25 protein-coding genes and 1 pseudogene are annotated in these 25773 nt (G+C 62.2%); 22 read left to right on the top strand and 4 right to left on the bottom strand.

All coding sequences use genetic code 11. The annotated features are described in order from the left end of the window. The first annotated feature begins 27 nt into the window (after positions 1 to 27). The 20 genes and pseudogenes from ACEF39_RS12535 to ACEF39_RS12440 all read left to right on the top strand — a co-directional run bounded on the left by ACEF39_RS12535 (position 28) and on the right by ACEF39_RS12440 (position 20644). Positions 28 to 1707, top strand: coding sequence for a type IV secretory system conjugative DNA transfer family protein (locus ACEF39_RS12535; protein WP_500285282.1), 1680 nt, complete (start codon positions 28 to 30; stop codon positions 1705 to 1707). 415 nt (positions 1708 to 2122) lie between these two features. Beyond that, positions 2123 to 2569: a hypothetical protein gene (locus ACEF39_RS12530; RefSeq protein ID WP_025878721.1), complete on the top strand. Its 447-nt coding sequence runs from the start codon at positions 2123 to 2125 to the stop codon at positions 2567 to 2569. 89 nt (positions 2570 to 2658) lie between these two features. Continuing rightward, the gene (locus ACEF39_RS12525; protein ID WP_500285281.1) at positions 2659 to 3726 is read left to right on the top strand and encodes a VirB8 family type IV secretion system protein; all 1068 of its coding nucleotides are present in this window, start codon (positions 2659 to 2661) and stop codon (positions 3724 to 3726) included. Next, the gene (locus ACEF39_RS12520; RefSeq protein WP_176020365.1) at positions 3723 to 4502 is read left to right on the top strand and encodes a TrbG/VirB9 family P-type conjugative transfer protein; all 780 of its coding nucleotides are present in this window, start codon (positions 3723 to 3725) and stop codon (positions 4500 to 4502) included. The genes ACEF39_RS12525 and ACEF39_RS12520 overlap by 4 nt, the downstream gene beginning before the upstream one ends. Next, positions 4499 to 5770 (top strand): TrbI/VirB10 family protein, encoded by a 1272-nt coding sequence (locus ACEF39_RS12515; protein ID WP_500285280.1) that lies wholly within the window; start codon positions 4499 to 4501, stop codon positions 5768 to 5770. Before ACEF39_RS12520 ends, ACEF39_RS12515 begins: the two co-directional genes overlap by 4 nt. Before the next feature lie 13 nt (positions 5771 to 5783). Further along, complete coding sequence (gene virB11 / locus ACEF39_RS12510; protein ID WP_176020367.1) at positions 5784 to 6827, top strand: P-type DNA transfer ATPase VirB11; 1044 nt, start codon at positions 5784 to 5786, stop codon at positions 6825 to 6827. Positions 6828 to 6830: 3 nt separating this feature from the next. Beyond that, complete coding sequence (locus ACEF39_RS12505) at positions 6831 to 7802, top strand: lytic transglycosylase domain-containing protein (protein WP_428706331.1); 972 nt, start codon at positions 6831 to 6833, stop codon at positions 7800 to 7802. A 73-nt stretch (positions 7803 to 7875) separates the two neighbouring features. Beyond that, positions 7876 to 8289 (top strand): TrbC/VirB2 family protein, encoded by a 414-nt coding sequence (locus ACEF39_RS12500; protein WP_312106544.1) that lies wholly within the window; start codon positions 7876 to 7878, stop codon positions 8287 to 8289. Next, positions 8282 to 8590, top strand: a complete 309-nt coding sequence (locus tag ACEF39_RS12495) for a VirB3 family type IV secretion system protein (RefSeq protein ID WP_154880788.1) — start codon at positions 8282 to 8284, stop codon at positions 8588 to 8590. The genes ACEF39_RS12500 and ACEF39_RS12495 overlap by 8 nt, the downstream gene beginning before the upstream one ends. A gap of 84 nt (positions 8591 to 8674) precedes the next feature. Continuing rightward, on the top strand, positions 8675 to 11122 hold the full coding sequence (locus ACEF39_RS12490) for a VirB4 family type IV secretion/conjugal transfer ATPase (protein ID WP_500285279.1): 2448 nt from the start codon (positions 8675 to 8677) through the stop codon (positions 11120 to 11122). Next, a complete protein-coding gene (locus ACEF39_RS12485; protein WP_157804550.1) occupies positions 11052 to 11990 on the top strand; it encodes a hypothetical protein in 939 nt (312 codons plus the stop codon). Before ACEF39_RS12490 ends, ACEF39_RS12485 begins: the two co-directional genes overlap by 71 nt. 83 nt (positions 11991 to 12073) lie before the next feature. Continuing rightward, complete coding sequence (locus tag ACEF39_RS12480; protein WP_500285278.1) at positions 12074 to 13228, top strand: TrbL/VirB6 family protein; 1155 nt, start codon at positions 12074 to 12076, stop codon at positions 13226 to 13228. Next, positions 13225 to 13788 (top strand): DUF4189 domain-containing protein, encoded by a 564-nt coding sequence (locus ACEF39_RS12475; protein ID WP_343245352.1) that lies wholly within the window; start codon positions 13225 to 13227, stop codon positions 13786 to 13788. The genes ACEF39_RS12480 and ACEF39_RS12475 overlap by 4 nt, the downstream gene beginning before the upstream one ends. Positions 13789 to 14263: 475 nt before the next feature. Continuing rightward, positions 14264 to 14875 (top strand): annotated as a pseudogene (locus tag ACEF39_RS12470) (type IV secretion system protein); the annotation flags it as partial. Between the two features lie 34 nt (positions 14876 to 14909). Further along, entirely contained in the window at positions 14910 to 15434 is a 525-nt protein-coding gene (locus ACEF39_RS12465) for a DUF4189 domain-containing protein (protein ID WP_500285277.1), read from the top strand. A gap of 158 nt (positions 15435 to 15592) precedes the next feature. Then, positions 15593 to 16612, top strand: coding sequence for a hypothetical protein (locus tag ACEF39_RS12460; RefSeq protein WP_500285276.1), 1020 nt, complete (start codon positions 15593 to 15595; stop codon positions 16610 to 16612). Positions 16613 to 16651: 39 nt separating this feature from the next. Beyond that, positions 16652 to 17179, top strand: a complete 528-nt coding sequence (locus tag ACEF39_RS12455; protein ID WP_500285275.1) for a DUF4189 domain-containing protein — start codon at positions 16652 to 16654, stop codon at positions 17177 to 17179. A 319-nt stretch (positions 17180 to 17498) separates the two neighbouring features. Then, entirely contained in the window at positions 17499 to 18035 is a 537-nt protein-coding gene (locus ACEF39_RS12450) for a hypothetical protein (protein WP_500285274.1), read from the top strand. Positions 18036 to 18092: 57 nt separating this feature from the next. Beyond that, the gene (locus ACEF39_RS12445) at positions 18093 to 19109 is read left to right on the top strand and encodes an XVIPCD domain-containing protein (protein ID WP_500285273.1); all 1017 of its coding nucleotides are present in this window, start codon (positions 18093 to 18095) and stop codon (positions 19107 to 19109) included. Positions 19110 to 19708: 599 nt separating this feature from the next. Next, positions 19709 to 20644 (top strand): hypothetical protein, encoded by a 936-nt coding sequence (locus ACEF39_RS12440; protein WP_500285272.1) that lies wholly within the window; start codon positions 19709 to 19711, stop codon positions 20642 to 20644. 62 nt (positions 20645 to 20706) lie between these two features. Here ACEF39_RS12440 and ACEF39_RS12435 read toward each other — a convergent pair whose 3' ends face one another. Together ACEF39_RS12435 and ACEF39_RS12430 are read right to left on the bottom strand one after the other, a co-directional pair. Next, the gene (locus ACEF39_RS12435; protein WP_500285271.1) at positions 20707 to 22029 is read right to left on the bottom strand and encodes an XVIPCD domain-containing protein; all 1323 of its coding nucleotides are present in this window, start codon (positions 22027 to 22029) and stop codon (positions 20707 to 20709) included. After that, complete coding sequence (locus ACEF39_RS12430) at positions 22026 to 22679, bottom strand: hypothetical protein (RefSeq protein ID WP_442245027.1); 654 nt, start codon at positions 22677 to 22679, stop codon at positions 22026 to 22028. Before ACEF39_RS12430 ends, ACEF39_RS12435 begins: the two co-directional genes overlap by 4 nt. Before the next feature lie 483 nt (positions 22680 to 23162). Here ACEF39_RS12430 and ACEF39_RS12425 point away from each other — a divergent pair, with 483 nt between their 5' ends. Then, a complete protein-coding gene (locus tag ACEF39_RS12425; protein ID WP_500285270.1) occupies positions 23163 to 23669 on the top strand; it encodes a GNAT family N-acetyltransferase in 507 nt (168 codons plus the stop codon). A gap of 28 nt (positions 23670 to 23697) precedes the next feature. On the opposite strand, the gene ACEF39_RS12420 is transcribed toward ACEF39_RS12425, so the two are convergent. Next, positions 23698 to 24135 carry an acetyltransferase gene (locus ACEF39_RS12420; protein WP_500285269.1) on the bottom strand — a complete coding sequence of 146 codons (438 nt, stop codon included), beginning with the start codon at positions 24133 to 24135 and terminating at the stop codon, positions 23698 to 23700. Positions 24136 to 24241: 106 nt separating this feature from the next. Beyond that, positions 24242 to 24964 carry an OB-fold protein gene (locus tag ACEF39_RS12415; RefSeq protein WP_500285268.1) on the bottom strand — a complete coding sequence of 241 codons (723 nt, stop codon included), beginning with the start codon at positions 24962 to 24964 and terminating at the stop codon, positions 24242 to 24244. A 224-nt stretch (positions 24965 to 25188) separates the two neighbouring features. On the opposite strand from ACEF39_RS12415, the gene tadA reads away from it, so the two are divergent. Beyond that, positions 25189 to 25713 (top strand): tRNA adenosine(34) deaminase TadA, encoded by a 525-nt coding sequence (gene tadA / locus ACEF39_RS12410; protein WP_500285267.1) that lies wholly within the window; start codon positions 25189 to 25191, stop codon positions 25711 to 25713. The last annotated feature ends 60 nt before the right edge of the window (positions 25714 to 25773 follow it).

Raw genomic sequence — 25773 nt, 5'->3', positions numbered from 1 at the left:
CCCTCGGGCGCATCATGGAGGATTCGGGTGTTGTCCAGTAAGAAGTTTCTGCTCATCGCCATCATCACGCTGGCGACCCTGCTGCTCGGGTTCGTGCTTTCCGGTTACCTGACGCTGCTGCTGCTTGGTCTGGATACCAAGCTGCTCACCTGGAATACCTATTACCAGTATTTCCACGCCATCGGCCAGCCGCAGGTTGCCCCGTTCGTGGGCAAGATCAAATGGGCCGGTTACCTCGGCTTTGGCCTGCCGCTGCTGGTGCTGGTCGTCGTCGGCCTGGTCGTGCTGCTGAAGAAGGACAAGCGCTCGCTGCACGGTGACGCGCGCTTTGCCACCGGCGCCGATCTGGCCAAGCACGGCATGTTCAAGAAGAGCGGCCAGAGCATCGTGGTCGGCAGCCATGGCGGCAAGCTGGTGCGCCTGGACGGCCAGCAGTTCGTGATCCTGGCGGCCCCGACCCGTTCGGGCAAGGGCGTCGGCGTGGTCATCCCGAACCTGCTGGAGTACGGCGAATCGCTGGTGGTGCTGGACATCAAACAGGAAAACTTCGACCTGACCAGTGGCTGGCGCGCCAGCCAGGGGCAGGAGATCTACCTGTTCAACCCGTTTGCCGAAGATCGCCGCACCCATCGCTGGAACCCGCTCAGCTATGTCTCCGATGACCCGGCGTTCCGTGTCTCGGACCTGATGAGCATCGGTGCGATGCTCTATCCCGATGGCTCGGAAGATCAGAAGTTCTGGATCAGCCAGGCGCGCAATGCCTTCATCGCCTTCACCCTGTATCTGTTCGAGAACTGGGATGACGAGCGCAGCAGCGGCTTCCCGGGCGGGCAGGGTACGCCGACCCTGGGCGCGGTCTACCGCCTGTCCTCCGGCGATGGCAGCGACCTGAAGAAGTTCCTGAAGAGCCTGTCCGAGCGCCCATTCCTGAGCAGCAACGCGCGTTCGGCGTTCGCCAACATGCTGTCCCAGGCCGACGAGACCTTCGCCTCGATCCTCGGCACCTTCAAGGAACCGTTGAATCCCTGGATCAACCCGGTGCTGGACAAGGCCACCAGCACCAACGACTTCCTGCTCACCGACGTGCGCAAGAAGAAGATGACCATCTACATCGGCATCCAGCCCAACAAGCTGGCCGAAAGCCGATTGATCATCAACCTGTTCTTCAGCCAGCTGATCAACCTCAATACCAAGGAACTGCCCAAGTCCAATCCGGACCTGAAGTACCAGTGCCTGTTGTTGATGGACGAATTCACCTCGATCGGCAAGGTCGAAATCATCGCCTCGGCGGTCTCCTACATGGCCGGTTACAACGTGCGCCTGCTGCCGATCATCCAGAGCATGTCGCAGCTTGATGCCACCTATGGTCGTGAAGTCTCGCGCACGATCATTACCAACCATGCGCTGCAGATCCTGTACGCCCCGCGCGAACAGCAGGATGCCAACGACTATTCGGACATGCTGGGTTACACCACCATCCGCAAGAAGAACGTCACCCACGCACGTGAAAAGACCCATAGCTTCACCGAGGAGCGCCGCGCGCTGATGCTGCCGCAGGAGCTCAAGGCGATGGGGCCGGACAAGGAGGTCTTCCTGTACGAAGGCATTCCGCATCCCGTCAAATGCGACAAGATTCGCTACTACAAAGACCGCTATTTCACGTCACGACTACTGCCAAAGGTTGACGTGCCGATGCTTGATGTCTAAGTTGCAGGCTTGAAAGTGTGACGGATGCACGCATTCATGGAAGTGAATTAGTGCGCCACGTCAAAAAAATGCCATACGTCGGTAGATTTCAGATTTGTCTGACATGGAATTGACGTGTGGTTGTGCGAATCTATGCATGGCTTGCGAATCTGTGTGATTCGTCATGCTTTCAGAGTGGCCAGGAGTTTCAGCCATGGGAACAGGGATGGTTCCGACGTTGGTGAGGGTGCGTGAAAGGGGCCTCGGATGAGGTTGCTTCACGCGACTTGGTTGGCAGCTTTCGAGCTGCAGGGGAACCGTGCCCATGTGCTGTTAAGCAGTGCATTTGCTACGTTTCCGGCGTGCATCGCGCAGTGCCGGACGACCAGGGGACCAACATCGGGACTGCTTTTTCGTACGTCAAAGTGAAGCCCGTATGAATCAGGCGTTTATCGCTAAAATGTCCATCGCCGCAGTGGCGGCGTTGATGGTGGCAGGTTGTGCTACCAAGCCCGCACCCGACTTCGGAGGGCGCTGGAAGCCGGTCAACCGTTTCGCGACGGCTCCGACCGAGATTCCGCTGTACTCCAGCTACGTCTATCAGGCGTCGCCAATGGATCGCACGCTGAAGGCCATGCTCGAGCGCTGGGCCAAGGATTCCGGCCGCACGCTGGACTATCGCCTCAGTTCGGATTTCACCCTGTATGGCGCGGTGTCGGAGATCGACACCACCAACGCACAGCAGGCCGTGATCGATCTCACGGCGGCCTATGCGGCGCAGGGCGTTTCCGTCTCCATCGTCGGCAACCAGATCGTCGTGCAGAGCGCTGGATCGACGCCCACCGCGTCGGCCCAGGATCCTGAAGCCAGCAGCGGCAGCTGAGACCGCGTCGAAATCATCGAACGTGCCGCACCCCGCGCTTGGCGCAGGGGCGTCACGCCCATTGATGTTTCAGCAGTACGGAAGAACCCATGTTCCGCAAGAAGGATGCAGGCAACAGCCCCAAGGTCGAGCAGTCGGTCGCCAAGGCGGTCAGCTACGAGATCACCGTGGCCGACATGGCCCGGCGCAGCGAGCGTCGTGCCTGGTGGGTCGCCACCGGTTCGTTGCTGATGTCGCTGGCGCTGGCCGGTGGCTACTACTACATGCTGCCGTTGAAGGAGAAGGTGCCGTTCCTGGTGATGGCTGATGCCTATACGGGCACGGCAACGGTTGCGCGCCTGCGCGGCACGTTCCAGGGCGAAACCATCACCACCAACGAAGCGGTCAATCGCAGCAATGTCGCCCAGTACGTGCTGGCGCGTGAGTCGTACGACTCGGCGGTGATGGGCCTGCGCGACTGGGAGCTGGTGTTTGTGATGTCCAGCGGTCCTGTCGCCCAGAGCATGCGTCAGCGCTATGCCGGCAACAACCCGCAGAACCCGTTCGTGATGTACGGTCGCGAGAAAGCGATCCGGGTCAAGATCCTCAGCATTACCCCCTTAGGTACTGAGGCGAACGGCAGTTTCCGCGGCGCTTCGGTGCGCATCCAGCGCAGCCTGCTCGACAAACGTAGTGGCGCGGCGACCTATCTGGACAACCAGCTGGTGACGATGCGCTTTGAGTACAACCAGAACCTGGCGTTGTCCGAACAGGATCGTGTACTCAATCCGCTGGCCTTCCAGGTCACCGAATACCGCGTCGACAACGATTACGCACGTGGCGTGCCGGTGCCGGACGATGGCGCGATGCAGGCGCAGGCGCAGCAGGCCGCGCAGCAGGCCGCGCAGCAGGCACAGGGCATCTATGACCCGAACAACCCTGCCGCGGCAACCATGATTGATCCTGCAACGGGCCAACCTGTGGCAGTGCCAGTCAATGAGCAGGGGCAGCCGATGCAAGGCCAACCCATGCAGGGGCAACCGATGCAAGGCCAGCCCATGCAGGGGCAACCGATGCAGGGGCAACCGATGCAGGGGCAACCGATGCAGCAGGGGCAGGCAATGCCGCCGGCGCCGAACAATTCCACCGGAAATGCTGATGGAGCAAGCAACCGATGAGTAGTCGAAAAGTCAGGGGGAGCGCATTGGCGCTGCTGTCGTTGCTGTCGCTGGTGTTTTCCACCGCGGCGATGGCACAGGCGGTAGACCATTACGAGTATGAGAAGGACCGCATCTATCCGGTTCGCACCGGCCTGGGTCTGACCACCCAGATCGAACTGAGCCCGAACGAAAAGATCCTCGACTACAGCACCGGCTTCAGCAGCGGCTGGGAGCTGACCCGCCGCGAGAACGTGTTCTACATCAAGCCGAAAAACGTCGATGTCGACACCAACATGATGGTGCGCACCGAAACCCATTCGTACATCTTCGAACTGAAGGTGGTGGCGACCGATTGGCGCCAGCTCGAGCAGGCCCGTCGTGCCGGCGTGCAGTACAAGATCGCCTTCAGCTACCCGAACGACACCGTGTTCGGTGTTGCCCAGGAGGCCGTGGAGGAAGAGGCACAGCCGCTGTTGAGCACGGAGTTGGCCAAGGATCGCCAGTACAACTTCAACTACTCCTATTCGACCAGCAAGGCGAAGAAGATGGGGTGGCTGATTCCGGTCAACGCGTACGACGATGGTCGCTTCACCTATCTGAAATTGCCGAACTCACCTGAATACAAGACGGGCATCTTCCCGGCCGTGTTCGGTCGCGAGAAGGAATACGGAGAGGACTTCGTGGTCAACACCACCGTCGAAGGAAACACCCTGATCGTCCACGGGACCTACCCGTACCTGGTCATCCGCCACGGCGATTTCGTCGTTGGTCTGCGAAGGAACGTGAAGAAATGAGCCAGCAGAACACTCCCGGAAGCGATCCAAACAACGGGCGCGACGATAGCCAGAGCCCGTACGGCAGCGTTTCTGGCGCTGCGCCCGAGGCGTCGTCCAATCCCTATTTCGGCAACACCCAGGCCGGCCCTGCGCCGGATCTGGACGCTGGTGCACCGCAGTTGCGCTCGGCCGAGGAACAACGCCTGAACCGCAAGGCGCTGCTGTTCCTGGGCGGCATCGTGGTGCTGCTGGTGGCCATGGGCTTCCTGCTGTTCCGCAAGGGGCAGGAAGACAAGGATGCCCCGGCGGACGTCAACAAGACCGCGCGCGCAGTGACGCCTGAGCTGCCGACGGCTACACCACCGCCGCAGGCCGCTGCCGATCCGATCCAGATGGTGCCGCCGCTACCGCCGCCGCCGCCGCTGGATTCCACCCCGCTGTTTGTTCCCCAGTCCGATTCGGCACGCGAGATGGACCGTGGCCCGACTTTGCTGGACCGCCGCATCGGCTCCGGGAGCGGGGTGGGTGGTGGTGATGGACAGGATGGCAACGGGGGCAATGGCGGCAATGGCGGCCGCGGCATGGATGAGTACACCCGTGCCATGCTGGCCCAGCTGCCCAACAACCAGGCGGCGCCGGCGAAGGTCCGTCGCGGACCGGACGTGGAAGACGTGTCCAGCGCCAGCTTCATCCGCAGCCCGGATGCCCTGCTGGTGCGCGGCACCTATCTGCGCTGCGTGCTGGAAACCCGCATCATCACCGATATCGCCGGCTATACCTCCTGCCTGGTGACCGAGCCGGTCTATTCGATCAACGGCCGCAACCTGCTGCTGCCGAAGGGTTCGAAGATCTATGGTGCATACGGTGGCGGCCCAACCGGGAAGCGCGTGGAAGTCATCTGGGATCGCATCACGACCCCGAACGGCATCGACGTGGCCATGTCGAGTCCTGGCGTGGACCAGCTGGGTGGCGCCGGTCATCCGGGTCAGTACAGCGCTCACTGGGGTAGTCGCATCGCGTCGGCCCTGATGATCAGCCTGATCGCTGACGCCTTCAAATACGCTGCCGCAGAGCACGGTCCGGAGTCGACCACCGTCGCCAGCAATGGCTTCGCTGTCCGCTCGCCCTATGAGAGCGCCACCGCACGCACCATGGAGCGTCTGGCCAATGAGGCCCTCAGCGAAGGTCGTCGTCCGCCGACTGTCACCATCAACCAGGGCACGATCGTGAATGTCTACGTCGCCAAGGACGTTGATTTCACCAATGTGCTGAACCCACGCCGGTAAGCCACGAACGATCATGGACGCTGAAGTGTCACCCCTCGCCCTCGTCTCCAGCGATTTCCTGCGCTATCAGTACGAAGTGCTGGGCATCGCCGAGTACATGACTTCGCCTGACGTGACGGAAATCTGCATCAACCGTCCGGGCGAGCTGTACCTGGAGACGCGGGCAGGGTGGCAGCACGTGAGCGTGCCGAGCCTGACCTTCGAACGGGCCCGGCAGTTCTGCACCGCGGTGGTCAACGAGAGCAACACTGGTCAGCGCATTACCGATGCCGACCCGGTTGTGTCGCTGACCTTCCCGACCGGACAGCGCGCGCAGTTCGTGATTCCGCCGGCCTGCGACGCAGGCAAGGTGTCGATCACGATTCGTCTGCCGTCCAAGCACACCAAGTCGCTCACCCAGTACCACGAGGATGGCTTCTTCAACCAGATCCTCGAGCAGGATGGTGGGGTCAGCGAGCAGGATCGCGAACTGCTGGAACTGCGGCATTCCCGCGAGTACGCTGAATTTTTCCGGCGTGCGGTGATGTACCGCAAGAACATCGTCGTCTCTGGCGCCACCGGTAGCGGCAAGACCACCTTCATGAAGGCGTTGGTCAACCATATCCCGGACAGCGAGCGCTTGGTCACCATCGAAGACGCGCGCGAACTGTTTCTGACCCAACCCAATGTCGTGCACCTGCTGTATTCCAAGGGCGGGCAGAGTGCCAGCAACGTGACGGCCAAGAGCTGCATGGAAGCCTGCCTGCGCATGAAGCCCGAACGCATCATCCTCGCCGAGCTCCGTGGCGATGAGGCGTTCTACTTCATCCGTAACTGCGCGTCTGGTCACCCCGGCTCGATCACCAGCTGCCACGCCGGCAGCCCGGAGCAGACCTGGGACCAGCTGGCGCTGATGGTGAAGGCGTCGACCGAAGGCTCGGGTCTGGAATTCAACGTCATCAAGCGTCTGTTGATGATGACCATCGACATCGTCGTGCATATCAAGGCGCATGCAGGCTCGCGCTATATCACCGGTATCGATTTCAATCCTGGGCGCGCCCAGGGGCAGGAGGGCTGAGCGATGTTGCCAGGACTTGAAATGATGGCGTGCCCGGAGATGGCCGTCTCGATGGACGTCATGCAGCACGTCATCAACGTGGAATCTTCGAGCAACCCCTACGCCATTGGCGTGGTTGGTGGTGCACTTGCGCGCCAGCCCAAGGCGCTGGACGAAGCGCTCGCCACCGTGCGCATGCTGGAGGAGAAGGGTTACAACTTCTCCATCGGCCTGGCCCAGGTCAATCGCTACAACCTGGCCAAGTACGGCCTGGATTCGTACGAAAAGGCATTCCAGCAGTGCCCGAACCTGCAGGCGGGTTCCCGCATCCTGGCCGAGTGCTACAAGCGCTCGGGCAAGGATTGGGGCAAGTCGTTCAGTTGCTACTACTCGGGCAACTTCGAAACGGGCTTCCGCCACGGTTACGTGCAGAAGGTCTATGACTCGATCCGTCGTGGCCAGCGGGTTGCCTCCAATGGCGTTGCGCCGATCGACGTGATCAATCGTGGTGAGCGCCGTACCGTCAAGGTGGAGCATCACCCGCAACTGGCGTCTCCGGCACAGGCACGCATCGTCGCCCAGGCCAGTACTCCGGTGTACGTGCCGTCCAACGATCCGGCACGCGCCTATACCGTCTATCCGTCTACCGGTGCGATGGCGCGCAGCAGTCTGGTCAATCTTGCCGATCAGGCGCTGTCCCGCGTTGTGCTGGGTTCGGTGGATCGAATGATGCAGCCGGAAGGCCCGGCAGGCGCAGGCTATCCGCAGTCGCCGCAGCAGATTCCGCAGCAGAATCCGCAGGTCAGGCAGGGGCAGGGTGTGCCTGTCATGCCGCAGCAGCTTCCTGGAGCCGTCGCCGGCGACGATGCTCCGGTCATGCTGCGCCCATGGAGCGAGCGGAACGCACCTGTGGCCGGGAACGGCAACGCATACAACGCGCCAGCGGCAGCGCCGGTGCAACAGATTCCCGCAGGGGATGCGGCCTTCGTGTTCTGACGAAGTCGTGGTACGGCCAGTCCCCCGGCTGGTCGATTCAGTTGTGTTAGTCCATCAACAAGGAAATCAATCCATGAAGCGATCCAATCTCGACCTCGTCCAGGCCCAGCGCACGCTGAAGACCCTGCTGATGGCCACCCTCTTCGTGGGCGCCGTGTTCGCCCCGCAGGTGTTTGCCGGCGGCGCCACCGACTTCGGTGGTACCGACAAGAAAGTCTGTGGCTTCTTCAACAATATCAACGGGCTGTTGAACATCGCCTCGATCGCCGTGGTGACCATCGCGGTCATCTTCGCCGGCTACCAGATTGCGTTCGCGCACAAGCGCATCTCTGACGTCGCGTCGATCCTGATTGGTGGCGTGCTGATCGGTGCTGCCGGCCAGATCGCCCGCATGCTGCTGGGCGACGGCAGCGATGGTAAGTGCGGTGGCGGCGACGGCACCACGTACTACCTGATCAACAACGCTGTTCAGTACTACAGTGCATAAGAACGTACTGTTTCGCGGCTGCACGCGTCCGGCGATGTTTCTGGGCGTTCCCTATCTGCCGTTCTTTATGGTGGCAGGCGGGTTGCTGCTCTTGAGCATGTACACGAACTTCTGGTTCCTGCTGACCATTCCGGTGGCCATCTTCATCATGCGTCAGATGGCCAAGCGTGACGAAATGATCTTCCGGCTGCTGGGCCTGAGGCTGATGTTCAAGCTCCGGGTTCGCAACGTGCAGGAACACGAAGGAATGTGGGTGTTCAACCCGAATCACTACCGCAACAAGCCAGCCCGAATGGATTGAGGGCTGGATCGGACAAGGTGGGCGTCAGACGCCCACCTCGTCCACTCCGAATCTTCGTCGGCAGTACCCTTTGGAAGCAGTCGTATGTTCAGCCCAGATACGTCCATCAGCGAATTCATTCCTCTGTCCTCGCATGTAGCCCCGAACGTGGTGAAGACCACGGGCGGCGACTACCTGTTGACCTGGCACCTGGAAGGGTTGCCGTTCGTGGGGCGCGAGGAGTGGGAGCTGGAACATCGGCACAACACCTTCAATCGGTTGCTGCAGACGCTGCGCGCGCCGGATTTCGTCAACGTCGCCTTCTGGGTGCATGACATCCGCCGTCGCCGCACGTTGAAGGGCAAGAGCAGCTACAAGCAGCGCTTCAACCAGGACGTGTCCGACCAGTACATGGGCATGCTGTCCTCGCAGCGCATCATGCAGAACGAGCTGTACCTGACCATGCTCTACCGGCCGGTAGTGGCTGGCAAGCGCTTCGTGGAGAAATCGGCCAACGTCGACAAGCTCCGTGCCGAGCAGGAACAGGCCGTCGAGAAGCTGATGGAACTGGCTGGCAACGTCGAAGCCGTCATCCGCGACTACGCGCCGTACCGCCTGGGCATGTACGAAGCCAAGAACGGCGTGGTGTTCTCCGAGACACTGGAACTGTTCGGCTATCTCATCAACCGCATCGATGAGCCCGTGCCGGTGCTGTCGGCACCAGTGAAGGACTACCTGCCGGTCAGCCGGCACATGTTCTCGGCCAAGACCGGCGACTTCGTGATCAATACGCCCAACGGCGTCAATCACTTCGGCGCCATCCTCAACATCAAGGAGTATGCCGAGGGCACCTACCCGGGCATCCTCAACGGCCTGAAGTATCTGGATTTTGAGTACGTCATCACCCATTCGTTCAGCCCGATGGGGCGCCAGGACGCGCTGAAGGTGCTCGACCGCACCAAGGGCATGATGATTTCCTCCGGTGACAAGGCCGTCAGCCAGATCGTCGAGCTCGACCAGGCGATGGACCATCTGTCCTCCGGCAACTTCGTACTGGGCGAGTACCACTTCATCATGGCGGTCTATGGCGACAGTCAGGCCAAGCTGTCCCAGAACGTGGCCTCCACGCGCGCTGAACTGTCCAACGCTGGCTTTGTGACCACCAAGGAAGATCTGGCGGTTACCTCGTCGTTCTACTCGCAGATCCCGGCCAACTGGCGCTTCCGCACTCGCTTGGCCAACGTCAGCTCGCTGAACTTCCTCGGTCTGTCGCCACTGCACAACTTCGCCACCGGCAAGCAGCACAACAATCCGTGGGGCGACTGCGTCACCACGTTGCAGACGACCAACGGCCAGCCGTACTACTTCAACTTCCATGCCACCCATCCGTCGGAAAACTCGCTGGGTGAAAAGGCGATCGCCAACACCATGGTGATTGGTAAGTCGGGTACCGGTAAGACCGCGCTGATCAACTTCCTGCTCAGCCAGGTGCAGAAGTACGAGCCATCGCCGACCATCTTCTTCTTCGACAAGGACCGCGGCGCAGAGATCTTCGTTCGCGCTTGTGGTGGCAACTATCTGGCCCTGGAGAACGGCGCGCCGACCGGCTTCAATCCGTTCCAGTGTGAGAACAACGAAAGCAATGTGCAGTTCCTGGCCGACCTGATCAAGGTGCTGGCAGGCAAGCGCGAGTACAGCTCCCGCGAAGAAGAGGATATCTACCGCGCGGTGGAGAGCATGCTTGACACGCCGATGCACCTGCGCAGCATGACCAATTTCCAGAAGAGCCTGCCCAACATGGGCGACGACGGCCTGTACGCGCGCGTGCGCCGCTGGACCTCGGGCAACTCGCTGGGCTGGGTGTTCGACAACCCGGTGGATACCGTAGACCTGAGCAAGGCCAACATCATCGGTTTCGACTACACCGACATCATCGACAACCCTGAAGTGCGCGTGCCGGTCATCAACTACCTGCTGCATCGCCTGGAGTCGCTGATCGATGGTCGTCCATTGATCTACGTGATGGACGAATTCTGGAAGATTCTGGACGGTGAGGGTGGCCTGAAAGAATTCGCCAAGAACAAGCAGAAGACCATCCGTAAGCAGAATGGCCTGGGCATCTTCGCGACGCAGAGTCCGGAAGATGCGCTGAAGAGCGACATCTCGGCGGCGCTGATCGAGCAGACTGCGACGTTGATCCTGCTTCCGAACCCGAACGCCAGCAAGAGCGACTACATGGACGGCCTGAAGCTGACCGAGGCCGAGTTCAAGGTGGTCACCGCCTTGGATGAGCGCTCGCGCTGCTTCCTGGTCAAGCAGGGGCACGCGTCCAGCGTGTGCCAGCTGAATCTGCGCGGGATGGACGACATTCTGTCGGTGATCTCGGCGTCCACTGACAACATCGACATCATGCATCGCGTATTGCAGACGGCTGCGGTACGCGCACGAGTGACGGTGGATGAACTGACGCCGGAACAGTGGCTTGAAGATTTCTACAAGAATCGAAAGGGCTCGGGCAAGGCGGCTGTCGCAGCGCGCGACACTGTTACCTGATCCGCGAGACGGCCTGCCCGAAGACTACGAGTTCCGATCAATGGAGACTGATATGAACAATACCAAGCAAGCTTCCTCGCCCCGCCGCCGCGCGCCCCGTCTTGCAGCGATGACCGTGGCAGCCATGATGACGCTCGGCAGCGCCAATGTCAGCGCCTGGATTCCCGTGCAGGAGACCGGTACCAGCCTTATCCAGCACCTGCTCAATCAGATCAACACCTACAAGACTGAGGCGACCGCCTACGCGGCCAAAGCGCAGGACGCGGCCGAGTACGTCGAGCAGAACACCCGCTGGATCCGCACGCTGGAACAGTATCGCCAGGCGCTGATCCAGGTGCAGGCGGCGGTAAACAGCTTCGGCATGCCCGACAGCGCGCCGCTGGTGCCGGTGGCGCCGAACTATCTGGTTGCCGAAACCTGCGGCAAGGCGCTGGACTTCAGCCTGGAGTCCGCCTTCAAGGTGTTCGTGTTCAATCCGCAGGCGGATGTGAAGGAGCAGCAGATGCAGATCTGCGTCAACATCCGGATGATGCAGAACCGCAAGTACAACGACGCGATCGATTTCCTGACCCAGACCGTTCCGCGCATCAACAACTCCTTGACCCGCATCCTCAAGATCCGCCTGACCAACAACGATCAGGGCACCGTGCAGGGTGCCGACAGCGAATCGCTGCGCACCGCCAATGACATTGCCGCACTTGCCCAGAGCTGGGAAGCACGGATGAAATCCTATGATGCCTATATCGAGGTCATGGAGGCCAACCAGAAGGTGGTGGCGCAGGCCGCATTGAAGGGGGACCCGACCAAGCAGCTGATCAGCGACATGGTCAAGACCACCGCACTGAAGACCGCGCTCAGCGTCAAATGATTGCAGGCCGCTAGTACGTAGACAGGCGCTGCAAAGCGATGCGGCGTTCTTTGCAGTAACGGAATTACCAAGGGATTGTGGAAATGACGATCAGGTGGCTGGCCAACTTTGATTTCTCAGGCGGATTGCAGGATCTGCTGGGCTACGCGGTGCGTGTCCAGTCGATCGGCGATTTCGTCTTCTTCAAGCTGATCATGGATTACCTGCGCGACAGGATCAGTGACTACGGCATCGACCTGATGGGGCGCATGATGTCCTGGGTCGGTGGCATGGCACTGGTGCTGATGACGCTGTGGGTACTGATCCAGGGCTTCCGGATCGTTACCGGCCGCAGCCGCGACTCCATGATGGTGCTGGTGACCAATATGGCGCGCGCGGCGTTGATTGTGAGCGTTGCCACCAGCATGGCGATGTTCGGCAGCAACCTGCAGAAATTCCTCAACGAGGACGTCAAAGGCCTGATCACCCACGTGGTGACCGGCAAGGACCAGCAGCCGGAAGACCAGATCGACAAGAGCTTGGCCTGGATGCAGGTGGCGCTGTCGAGCATTGATGGCATCAAGATCCTGAATGATCCAGGGTTGCAGGCGGACAAGACCCGGGCGCTGTGGTTCATCGGCCTGGGCACGGGCGGCCCGGCGGTCACCGCTGGTGCGATGTTGCTGCTCTACGAGGTCGCGCTGGCGCTGTTCATCGGCCTGGGTCCGTTGTTCATTCTGTGCCTGCTGTTCGACCAGACCAAGCAGCTGTTCCAGCGATGGCTGTTCTACGGCATCGGCACGATGTTCTCGATGGCGGTACTGGCAGCGATGGTATCGATCGCGCTGGACATGGTGATCCGTGTCTCGGCCGCGTTCTGGTCCACCGCCTTGGTCAACAAGTTCCTACTCGACGGCGCCTCCAGCGACGGCATGACCAGCCAGGCGATGCAGCAGGGCGGCATGGGCCTGATCCTCACGACCCTGATCCTGACCGCTCCCCCAATGGCGGCGATGTTCTTCCAGGGGACCTTGGGTGGTTTCGCGCCATACTCCCAGATCGGTGGATCGGCAGCCGGCCAGCCGGGTCCGCAGGGCCAGCCGCCGGGTTCGTATACGCCGGCGGCTCCCGCGAAGGGGGAGACACATGGCGGAGATGCACATGCTGGGAGTATGGTCCGGACCTCGATGCCTCAAAATTCTTCAGGTGAGCAGCGAGTGGCACCGAGCACGATAGGCGCCGCCAGGTCAAGCGAATGATGTTGAGTGAAAGAACTGTCGAAGGGGTGAGGGCTGTGCGCAAAAAATCAATTGGGAAAATTATTTTCAATTTGAGTATTTGTTTGGCACTTAGCGTTGCTGCTGAATCGGCTTTTGCGGAAGGGCGATGCCCGCCCGGGCAATATCCGATAGGTGATAGTCGCGCGCCAGGATGTGCACCAATTCCAGCGGGCTCCAGCGGGGACGCTGGGCCCAGGGCGACGGGTCGCTGGATCAAGACATGGGGCGCCATCGCAATGTCCAACTCTGGAGCATCGGGTGTCTCTGTCGGAAAAGTGAAAAAGAGTGACGCTGAGAAGGCTGCGAAGGCCGAGTGCGACGCTACCGGCGCGCGTGACTGCGAAATTGCTTTCACATACAAAAATCAATGTGCAGCGGCCGCGACCGCTAGTTCAGGAACTTCGGGTACGACCTTTGGCAGGGCGGCGACCGTAGATATTGCAACGACAATTGCTATTGACCTTTGTCGGTCTCGTGGTGGGCAGGGCTGTGAGGCCGTCTACTCGGCTTGTACAGAACCAAAGTTCGAGGCGTTCTAGAGTCGCGCATCACTGCAGTAAGCGCGTTGGAGGGACATTCTCGGCTTCTTGATCGGATGCCAGCTGTCTTCCAACTTGAGAAGAGGATTTCGTAAGGGCCGTTTCAGTTTTTTGCTTGTGCCTGGCGCCATTCTTGGCTTTTGCCGAGGGCAGGTGCCCTCCTAGCCAGTACCCAATAGGGGACAGTCGTGCCCAGGCTGTGCGCCAATTCCTGCTGGCGGCAGCGGTGCCGCTGAAGGTCCACATGCCACTGGCCGGTGGATAAAGACATGGGGCGCAATTGCGACCTCATCTACCGGCGCGTCCAGCCGGGTCCGCAGGGCCAGCCGCCGGGTTCGTATACGCCGCCGGCTCCCAAATCGAATGATCATGGTGGTAGCGGTAGTTCCGGGGCCGACTACAGTCGTGTGGGCGGCATGAACACTGGAGTTTCTAGTGTTAGTCAAGATACGGGTCAGCGAGGTATCGCAGGCACAGCAGCGGTCCGGCCGTCACCGCTGGTGCGATGTTGCTGCTCTACGAGGTCGCGCTGGCGCTGTTCATCGGCCTGGGTCCCTTGTTCATTCTGTGTCTGCTGTTCGACCAGACCAAGCAGCTGTTCCAGCGATGGCTGTTCTACGGCATCGGCACGATGTTCTCGATGGCGGTACTGGCAGCGATGGTATCGATCGCGCTGGACATGGTGATCCGTGTCTCGACCGCGTTCTGGTCCACCGCCCTGGTCAACAAGTTCTTGCTCGACGGCGTCTCCAGCGACGGCATGACCAGCCAGGCGATGCAGCAGGGCGGCATGGGTCTGATCCTCACGACCCTGATCCTGACCGCTCCCCCAATGGCGGCGATGTTCTTCCAGGGGACCTTGGGTGGTTTCGCGCCATACTCCCAGATCGGTGGATCGGCAGCGGGCCAGCCGGGTCCGCAGGGCCAGCCGCCGGGTTCGTATACGCCGGCAGTGCCTTCGAATAATGACGTGCGGCAGACCGAGATTCATTCAGGAAGTATGGTGAGGAACTCGATGCCTCCGAGCTCGACCGGCGAAGCAAGAACTGCCCCGAGTACGATAGGTGCTGCCAGATCTAATGATTAGTGCTATTAGTGACATCCGTTGAAGGTGCGTAGCCATGCCAAAAAAATCAGTTGGAAAGTTGATTTCCAAATGGCTCGTTCTTTCGGCACTTTTTCTTGTTGCTGAATCCTCTGTGGCAGAAGGGCGATGCCCGCCTGGCCAGTACCCGATAGGTGACAGTCGGGCACCGGGATGTGCGCCAATTCCTGCGGGTAGCAGCGGAGACACTGGACCCAGAGCGACGGGCCGGTGGATCAAGACTTGGGGCGCCATCGCAATGTCCAATTCTGGGGCATCAGGTGTTTCGGTCGGGAAGGTAAAGAAGAGGGAGGCTGAAAAAGCAGCAATGGTTGAGTGCGAAGCGACCGGCGCACGTGATTGCGACATCGCTTTTACCTACAAGCACCAGTGTGCGGCGGCCGCGACTGCGAGCTCGGGCACTCAAGGTACGAACTTTGGGAGCGGAGAGACTGTTGATGTTGCCAAGAAGGTCGCTACTGAACTCTGTCAGTCTCGAGGGGGACAGAGTTGTGGTGTCGTGTATTCGGCATGCACAGAACCAAAGTTCGAGGCTTTCTAGATATTTTTTTGCAGCCGCACCGCGACAATAGGTGCGTTGAAGGGGGATGAATCGCCATGTACATATCGTGATCACATCAGTCAACATGACACGGTAGGCTGTGCTGCAAAGCACTATCCGCGTTGCGTTGGTCTTCACGCTATTCGAAGGAAGGAATCATGCAGAATTCCTCCGCCTTCTGTGTAGTGACGCTGGTCGGCGGTCTGGCGCTGGCTTCGTCAGCACACGCCACCGATAGCTGGGTCATTTTCGCCGGTGGCGACAAGCCCAACCGTGAAGCGTGGGTAGTCGATGCACAAACCCTCAGCAGCCGCGCGGACCTGCTCGGTTTTCTGCAGCGCGCCACGCCGGAAGAGCAGAACGCGTACTTGAAGCAATTGCGCCGCAAGAAGCCGCCGAAGCCCGGTGAACCCGTCGCTGGCCCGGACCCGGTATACGAGATCCAGGTCAATACGGTTTACGAGAACGCGATCAAGCCGAATCGGCTGATCAGGAAGTACTCGGTGAACTGTGCGCGTAACACCGTGGCCATGAAGATGAGCCTGGTGCAATGGCGCGACCGTGCGATCGAGGATATCCCACCGGAGAGATTCGATCCGACCAGCGAGGCAGTCGAGCCCTGGCAGGTGCAACTGGTGCGTTTTGCCTGCCTCGTCGGGCCTGACCCCAAGGCGAAAGTGCCGGCGGAAATGATGAAGCGCGGCTTCCTGCCCATCGGTGACGTCGGCCAGTCACCTGCGAATTTCATCTGGGGCAACCTGTGGAAGGATGGCACGCGCCCAGCATTCACCTATCGGCCGACCGACGCCGAAATGGATCGGGCTGAGCGCAGTCTGGAAGCGAATCTGGCGCGTGGCCAGAAGGAAACCGCCCGCGTTCTGGATGAATCGCTTCGCGCAGCCAACCGCGTGGGCCGCAATAATCTGATGGACATGTGGATCGGCAAGACCGAGCAGGAGTTCGTGCGGACATGGGGCACGCCGGACCGTGTGGAGAATGGGGCCGATGGTTCGCGCACCTTGTACCTGCATCGTGGCGAGCGCGTTCAGGGGTTGAACGTATACGGGCATGTCGTGAGTGACGTGAACAACCGCTGCGATATCACGGTGCTGACGATGGACGGCTACGTCCGTGACTACGCCACTCAAGGGGCCACGTGCGCGCAGCAGTTGCGCTGATCGTGGCTACAGGCCAAGCCACCGGGAATCCGGGAAGCCATGAAGCGAATCCACCAAGGTATCTTGCTGTGCCTGCTGATGATTGCAGGCTCGCTGCCTTTCACTTCCATGGCCGAAGGCAATTGCCCGCCGGGCATGTATCCCATCGGCGGCCAGGGTTCGCAGGGTTGCGCACCCATCCCCGTGAGCAGCACAGGCTCGCAGTACAACAATCGCCCCAACTGGGCGCAGACCGTGCTCGGCGTGGCGATGGATGCCCGCGGCGACACTTTCATCAGCAACTCGATGCGATTTCGCGGCAAGGCCAAGCGTGCATCCATGAAGGAGTGCAGGGAGTTCGGCAAGGGCGGATGCACGTTGGCGACCCTGTTCCAGGCGCAGTCCGTGGCGGTCGCTCACGCAGGGCTGGGTACTGAAACCACGAGCGTCGTCGCAGCCATGTCTGAACAGGGTGCGGTCATTGTCGCGATGCAGCAATGCAGCGCGAAGGCTGCATGGAGGCAGATGCCACAGGATCAATGCAGGATCTCCAACACGGCCTGCACCGCGGATCTGTTCATCAGGTAGGGCATCATTCACGTTAAGCCCGGTTTTTGTGATCAGTTCCGCTTTTCGCTTTTCCCGCCCTTCGACGCGGCAAAGCTCCTCGCGGTAAGCTCCCCGCGCGTCATAAAAATGACGCGCCAGTGCCGCCGAAAGCAGGAGCTTTTCCGTCCAATGAGGACTCTGTCCGCCCGTCCGACGGGTGACGCTTGCCACTATCGCGGCCACGCCGTGCGCGGGGCTATGATCCGCATCTGCGCAGGCGCGGGCGAGCCGGGACACCGCGTTCCGACCGGCCAGGGAGGCGGGCATCGGCAAGACGACATTGAAGGAGTGGGAGGGGATGGAAGACAGGTTTGGCGCACACATGGACGATGCCCTGGCATTCGTTCCGTCCGGTGCGAACCTGCTGGAAGCCGTCAGGGGCGAGCTCAACGGCGATGGCATCGAGTACCAGCTGCTGGTCATCGACCAGCCGACGCCGGAAGGGCTGGTGCCCGGCCAGCACGGACCAAACCGGGTGCTGCTGTTGCTGCGCGGTGACGGGCGCGGGCGCTGGCAGCTGGCCGCGCGCAACGACAAGCTGGTGCCGTGTTCCACCCGCGGTGGCCTGGCTGGCGACCCTTTTGCGTATGCAATGATTGAGGAAGACACCTTCAGCGTGATCACCAACGGCGGCAGCCGCGAGCGCTGGAGCAGCACGTACCGGTTCCGCTACGCGTCGGCGGACAAGGCGTGCTGGGTGGATGGGGTGAGACGCAAGGTCGTGGATATCGAGACCGAAGCGACCAACATCCGGGATTTCTCGGTGGCGGAACTGGGCAGGGTGCGGTTCGAGGACTTCGACCCGTCCAGTGTCGCCGAGGTGTCGCTTCCATGAGCCAAGCTCCAACCGGCGGAAAGGAATCCGCGCTGATGAACATCCAGGAGTTGCACTGTGTCGACCGATAGAGAGTCGCAACTGCTGCGGCAGGCGACAAAAGCCGGCATCGACTCCCCCCTTGAACTGGCCAATTTCATGGCCCAGGCAGGGCACGAGTCGCGCGGCCTGAGCCGGCTCAACGAGAGTTTCAACTATACCCGGGGCATCTCGCAGATCCCGGTCGAAGCGGCGTGGCGCAATGGCACCGAGGCGCTGGAGTCCGCGCGCCAGGAAGCCCTGCGAGGGCGTCCGGATGATCTGGCCGAGCTGATGTATGGCGGCCGGATGGGCAACGACGCGCCCGGAGATGCGCTGAAGTACCACGGGCGCGGTTATCTGCCGCTGACCGGCAAGGAAAGCTACGAGCGCGCCGGCAGTGCGCTGGATCTGGATCTGGTCAACCAGCCCGAGCTGGCGTCGCAGCCGGAACATGCAGGGCGCATTGCCGTGTGGCAATGGCAGAACCGTGTGCCGGAACACGCGCGCGAGGACGTGCGCGAGGCGACCTACGCCATCAACGGCGCCGTCAACGGGGTGGAGGACCGGCTCAAGCGTTTCGAAGCGTGGCAGCAGAAGCTGACCCCGGACGTGATGGACCGGCTTGCCCGCGGCGAAGTGGGCGAACCTGCACAGTTGCCTGAGCGCGCGCGCGATATGTCCGATCCGGCCCATGCCGGCAACCGGCTGTTCACCGACGCTCGCGGCCATCTACAGCAGATGGGGCCGCAGAGCGGCCTGCGCAGCCAGCAGGAACTGGACAATGCGGCGGGCGCCCTGGCGCTGAGCGCGCAGAAGGCCGGCATGAGCCGCATCGACCACGTGGTGGCGGGCACCGATGGCAGGGCGCTGTTCGCGGTGCAGGGCGCCATGGGGGACCCGGCGATGCAGCGCTCGATGGTCGAGCGTGAGGCCGCGGCCCAGTTGCCGCTAGAGCAGAGCAGCCAGCAGTTGGCGGCCGAAGCCTCTTCCCGCCAGGAACAGGCTGCTTCGGTTACTCGCGAACAGGAGCAGAACCGCCCGCGATCGCTGTAATCTGGGCACCGCCTGCGGGTTGGAGACCGGCGGGCCCATCGCACGACACCGAGCACCCTCGGGTGCCTACATGGATCTCTTTGTAAGGACACAACATGCGAAACACTTCCCTGCATTCCAACGTGGCCCAACGTGGTCGCGCTCCGGCATTGTGGCTGCTGCCGCTGGGACTGGCTGCCGCTATGGCCCACGCGCAACAGGCACCGGACGCCCCGGCGGCTCCTGCCGTCGAGGAGGCTGTGCCTGCACCGGTAGTTGCCGCGGCGGACGCGCAGACGCCCGCTGGCACCGCAACTGATGCTGTAGCTGCATCGGCTCCCGTCGCCGCGCCTGACCCGGAGCCTGCCTTGGTTGCTGCACCTGTGCCTGCGGCGGAGCCGCCCATGACGCCCGCACCCGCATCGCAGCCGGCACCGCAGCCGGCACCGGCGACGGGCGTCGCTCCAGAAGCCGTTGCCGCGGAGCAAGCGATTGCAGCAGCGCCCGCCGCAGCCCCGGTGGCAGCGGCGGCCGACGTTGCCTCCGCCGATGCTGCGCCAGCTACAGCTACGCCTGTCGCAACGGCCCCTGTTGCAGCTTCACCAGCGGCTCCCGCGCAGGTGCCGGCCCCGGTTGCCGCCGCTGCACAGGTTGCCGAGACTGCCCCGGCCCCGGTTCCGCAACCCGCCCCGGTTCCCGCCGCACCACCGATCATCCCGCTCGCACCGGACCAGGCCGCCGAGCGCCAGCTCGGTGCGCGCTGCCCGGTCGATCTGGCCGGGCGCCTGGCACCGCAGGGCGATCTGATGATCGGCGCCTGCCAGGGCGCGCTGCCGCCGCATCTGGCGGCGCTGCTGGTTGCGTTGCCCGAGCAGGACATCCACCTGCCGCGCAGCTGGCGCGAGCGCGAGGTGCGCCAGAAGGCGTGGTTCAAGGCCGTGGCCGGCATGGGCCAGCGCCCGGACTTCATCGCCCGCCTGGGAGACATCTGGGTCCGTTCGTTTGAAGGCGCGGATGCGTCGACGACCACCTACCTGGTCTCGGCGCCGTTCGACTGTGCCGATGGCGCACTGCCAAACGAGAACACCGCAGAGCCCGTCCGACTCGCAGCCGGCAGTTGCGGGCAGGCCTACGTCCGCCAGCGCGTGTACCAGGTGGGCAGCGATGGCGTGCCGCAGAACATCACCGCAAAGCTGATGCCGGCGGCACCGTCGATCGCCGAGGCCGATCGTGCCCGTCACCGCGCCCGCGAAGGCAAGGTCATCCTGGATCACAGCAAGTTGCAGTACGGACCGGCCATGCGCTGGTTCGTGCAGTACCCGGAATCACCGCAGAAGACCGGTCCGCACAGCTTCAGCGACTGGAACCGTGAGCACCTGGCCTTCGTGGTCTGGAACGGCACCCGCTTCGAGCTGCGCGATACCGTCACGCGCGCGCAGTGGCCGTGTGATCCGGTGGCGCCGGGGGACAAGGCCTGTGGCGGTTTCCCGGACTCGGGCCCAGATGCGTACGTGCTGGCAGGGCCGACGCCGAACTCGGCGGTTTCCAGCCCCTGATCGACCGCAGAAAACGACGGGAGCCGGCAGTGCCGGCTCCCGTTTTCATTCCCGCGACCGTGTCAGGCGTGCAAGCTGCGCTGGGTCGCCTGGGTCTGTTCCAGCTGCTGCTCACGTGCCAAAGCCTGACCGGCAGATTGCTGCTCGATGCGCTGGCTGCTCTGCTCCAGCGGCGTGTTCATCGCAACGGCCGTGTCCACCGATACACGCAGATGGGCAGGGTCACCCCCCTGGCCCTGCACCGCGAAGCTGCGCGAGGCATCGGCGTTCATCACCACTTCGTCGATGCGCTTGCCGCCCGCGGCATGCATTTCGGCGGCCAGGCCGCCAGCCAGCTGCGTACTCATCACATCCGGCACGCGGCCGACGCGCACGTCCTGCGCATGCACGCCACGGATCGCGTCGTTGAATAACGGATTGCCCAGATGATTGGCATCGTCCATGCGCAGCATGCTGGTGTGATGGCCGTTCTTCTCCGCTTCGCGGCGTGCCGGCTCACCGGGCTGCAGCGGGCCACGGATGTGGTCGTACAGATCGATGGCGCCGCCGGGAATGCCGCGCGCTGCGCGGGTAACGCCACTGCGCAGGGATTCCACGTCGTCGCGGTACTCATCGATCATCTTGGCGTTGTCTTTCGCCAGCTGCTGCGTATCCGGATGCTTCAGGACCGAGCCGTCGCCGAGGAAGTTGCCCAGCTTGTGCGCGCCGAACGAGCTGCCTGCTGCAAGGATTGGACGATCCGGGATCAGGTCGCGCAGCGGGTGGTTGCTGAAGCCAGCCGCTGACAACCTCTTGATCTCATCCGGGTTGGCGTAGATGCGTACCTGGCCGAAGTGGGGCGAAGCAGCGCTGACCGGATCGGAGGCCATGACGTGGTTGATCATGGTGTTGCCGCCTTCGGGGATGCGGTAGCTGAGGCTGACCGCACCATAGGCGTTGAAGGTCTCACCCTTGACGTTGAAGTGGTGCGAGGTGATCTGGGCAAGGGCGCCGCCGAGGGAGTGGCCGGTGACGGTGACCTGGGGAGTATGTCCACCATTCAAGCGGGACTGGAGTGCGGCAGATTCAAGCGTTCTCTGGGTCAATGCGATCGCGTCAGGTGCCTGCACATTGGTGCGAGCTACCACCATGCCGCCATCGGTCAGGATCGCATCGCGGGCAATATCCTCCGTGCCACGATGGGCAATGACGATCTCTTTGCTGTCTACGCGCTGATAGACGGTGCCCTGATAGCCGTTGAGCCGGTTGTCGACATGCTCGAGTATTTTGTACTCATGGCCGTTGAGTGTGACCTTTTCTTCCTGGCCGGGTGCACGTCGGCCGACGGCGCGGTCCTTGTAGGCGTCATCGGATAACGCAGCGTAGTCCTGGGAGGTGATGGTCACGGTGCCACCTCACTCGCAGAAAGGCTGATCGTGAACAGCTTGTCCTGCAGGTCGGCGGCATAGCCGCTGCGATCAGGCTCACCACTGGCCGGGAAATTGGGAACGCGATCTGCCCGTGGATAGACCAGATCCGGATAGTAGAGCGTATGCGCGCTGCCGTCGGTCAGCGGCTTGGCATCGACGAAGGTCAGGAAGCGAGTTTCGTCTTCGGCGCCGGTTGCTTTCAGCATGGCACCGGCTCCGCTGAATTCCCATTTGCAGACGCCGCGGCCGTAGTAGTCCTCATCCAGCATACGGTCCACATACAACGTGCCGCGATACTCGCCATCGGCAACCTTGCGCAGCTGCACCGGTTCCTGGCTGGTGATGCGCGCTGCGGTGCCTGTGGCGGGCTCGATGTGACCGCACTGGTCTTCGTTGATGACGTCGTACTGCGCAACGCCCTCGACCACCGCGAAATCTCCGGGGGCATCCTTCAGGCGCAGCACCAGTTCATAGGCCTTGCGCGGGCTGGGGTTGAGCTTGGCGAGGCCACGCCCGCCTTGGGCGACATCGGCTTCGGCAGCGGCACGTTCCTGGTTCATGGCGGACTCCGGGTTGCAGGCGGTCAATAGAAGCAGAGCAAGGCACGGAAGCATCTTGGGGCGCAATGTCGGCCTCCCTGGGGCATAGAGGGATATATGGAGCAGGCCACTCTCCGCGCGAGTTTCTGCGCAGTGATCATGGTTGAGAGTAACGCGTCACGCAGATCGACCCGGTAGCGCGTCGGGTTTTCCTCGCCGCTTGCGCCATATCCGGCAATCTCTTCGATGCGCGGGGGACATGCATCAGGAGCGATTCGACGTTCATGCGCTCCCTTTGGCGTGATACGGCGTGGTACATCCATGTCCATGCATCCTTCCTTGGTGACAGGTTCGGCGATTATGGAGTGCCCGGGAAAGCTGGCGCCAGTCGTCTCTGGACAAGGGTGGCGATTTATTGACGCATTCGGCGAAGGGTGATGCCAGTGAATCGACTGCGGCACAGGCGATTCGATAGCGCCAAGGCGTTTCAATGTCGTGATCGGCTCTCACTATCAATTTGTGACTTGAATCATGAATTCACACCTTCCTTACCCTGACAAAGTGCCTGCCATGAACCTTGCAATCCGCCCAGAATCCATCGACGACCATGTCGCCATTCACAAGCTCACCGAAATGGCGTTCCGTGATGCTGTCCACAGCAGCCACACCGAACACCACATCGTCGACGCATTGCGTGAGCGCGGCGAGCTGAGCATCTCGCTGGTGGCCGAAGACACTGGCCTACTGGTCGGTCATGTTGCGCTGTCCCCGGTCAGCGTGCAGGACGGCAGCCAGGACTGGTTCGGGCTCGGGCCGATTTCCGTGCTTCCAGAACAGCAGGGAAGGGGTGTAGGCACGGCGCTGATGCAGGCCGCGATCGAGGCATTGCGTACTCAGGGCGCGCGGGGCTGCGTGCTGTTGGGCGAGCCAGGTTACTACGGGCGCTTCGGCTTCCGTGCTGTGCCGGATCTGGTACTACCAGGCGTGCCGGCGGCGTACTTCCAGGCCCTGTGCTTGCGGCCACCGATGGCACAGGGGGAGGTGCGCTACTCGCCAGCGTTCGACGTGGTCGGTTGATCGGGAGACGGCCGGCGCTGGGCGCCGGTCAGCCTCGATGGCGCAGGTGGATGAGGGGATATGGGCGACCCTGCGAATCCACCGGCGAGCGGCCGGTTTCAGTGAAACCCATGCGCTGATAGAAGCCCACGGCCTGCGCATTCTGCGCGTTGACGTCGGTGGTCAGTTGCGGGTGCACTGCCAGCGCATGCTGCAGCAGCTGGCGGCCGATACCGGTTCCGCGCACGTCGGGATCGATGAACAACGCTTCCATGTGCGAGCCGTCGATCAGCATGAAACCCTGCGGCCGGTCCTGGTCGTCGACTGCCACGATCAGCGGGGCCTGTGGCAGGAAACCGGCAACTTCGGTATCGATCGCTTGGCGGTCTTCGGCACTGAGGAAGTCATGGGTGGCGTCGACGGCGCGACGCCAGAGGTCGACGAGAGCGTCGCTATCGGTGGTGCGGGAAGGGCGCAGGGTGGTCATGGGATCGGCCAAGGTGCTTCGCAGTATCCGGATTGTACCGGCGTGATATCCGCAAACAGAAAACCCCGCCGAAGCGGGGCTTTGCGCATCACCATGCGGTGCAGTATTACTGCACGGTGCAGCCGGACACTGCCGGGAAGCCGACGACTTCGCCATTGCCGGTGCAGGCCAGCGTGATCTTCTGTCCCTTCTTCAGGCCGGCAGCCACGTCCTTCGGCAGGTCGCTGGCCTGTACGAAGCCGAACGGCTTGGCACTCAGCTGCACGACCGGCTTGTCCATGAAGTCCGAGCTGATCGAATCGACCGTGCCGGAAACCAGCAGCGCCTTGCCCTTGTACTTGCCGTCGGCAGCGATCTCGTTGTCCTGGTAATCGCTGAACATCGTGGTGGCGGTCACTTCCAGAGCCGAGGCGGGGGCCGCAGCGGCATCGTTGGTGACGGCGGTGGCTGCCGGCTCTGCAACCTTGGCGGCAGCATCTGCCTCCGCGGCGGCGGCCGAAACGCTGGCTTCAGCAACGGCCGCATCGTACTGGCCCTTGCTCTGCGCGCTGATGCCACTCAGGGTGCCGGCGAAGATCGCCAGACCAACGAAATACACGATCGGCGAAACGATGATCGAGCCCAGCAGCTGGAACAGGCCCTTGATGGCGCCGCCCTTGGCCATCGCCACGATGGCAAGGATGAAGGCCACCAGGTTCAGCGGCCAACCCAGGAACAGGCCCAGGCCGGGAAACGGAACGAGGAAGCACAACCAAGCGATCGCCAGCGTGATCCATGCGGCTTTTCCGGCAGGGCTGGCCTGCACGGTGGTATCTGCAACTGCGTTCAAAATTACCCCCTGTAGAGATCGAAAGGTGAATTCGCTGCCGACAAACGGAAGCGCGCCATCGTCAATGATTTGATAGCGCCGGCGCAGCGTGAAGGAGTCTTCACACAAGATCAAGCGGCGATGCATCGTCATCCGAGCGCGGCGCTTCGCATCCTGGCATCGGAAGCGCCAAGGGGCCTGCGTTACACTAGCCACGCGCTCAATACTTGAACTCGAGAAACGCCATGACTGATGCCTTGGGCGTGCCGGTGCACGACGTCGACGAGAGCTGGATGCGTCACGCACTGGCATTGGCCGAACGCGCACAGCGTGAGTTCGACGAGATCCCGGTCGGTGCGGTGCTGGTGGGGGCCGACGGTCAGCTGCTGGGCGAGGGCTGGAACCTCAACATTGCCTCGCACGATCCCAGCGCGCATGCCGAGATCGTGGCCATGCGCGAGGGGGGCCGGATGCTGGCCAATCACCGCCTGATCGGCAGCACCCTGTATGTCACCCTGGAACCGTGCGCGATGTGCGCGATGGCGATCGTGCATGCACGCGTGGCGCGCCTGGTCTACGGTGCCAGCGATCCCAAGACAGGCGCCTGTGGCAGCGTGTTCGATCTGGTCGGTGATGCCCGCCACAATCACCGGGTCGAGGTCCATGCCGGTGTGCTGGCCAAGGAGGCCAGCAACCGCCTCACCAACTATTTCCGGGCCAAGCGTGGCAAGCCACCGCTGCTGCTGGAGGACCACGCTGGCGAGGGCTGAATGACGAAAGGGTATGATGGCCGCCACTTTCCTTTACCGGCCGGCCTCGTGCCTGCCCAG

It is taken from the genome of Stenotrophomonas indicatrix, assembly GCA_041545745.1.
GTDB lineage: Bacteria > Pseudomonadota > Gammaproteobacteria > Xanthomonadales > Xanthomonadaceae > Stenotrophomonas > Stenotrophomonas indicatrix_A.
This window is presented reverse-complemented; position numbering and strand designations above follow the sequence as displayed.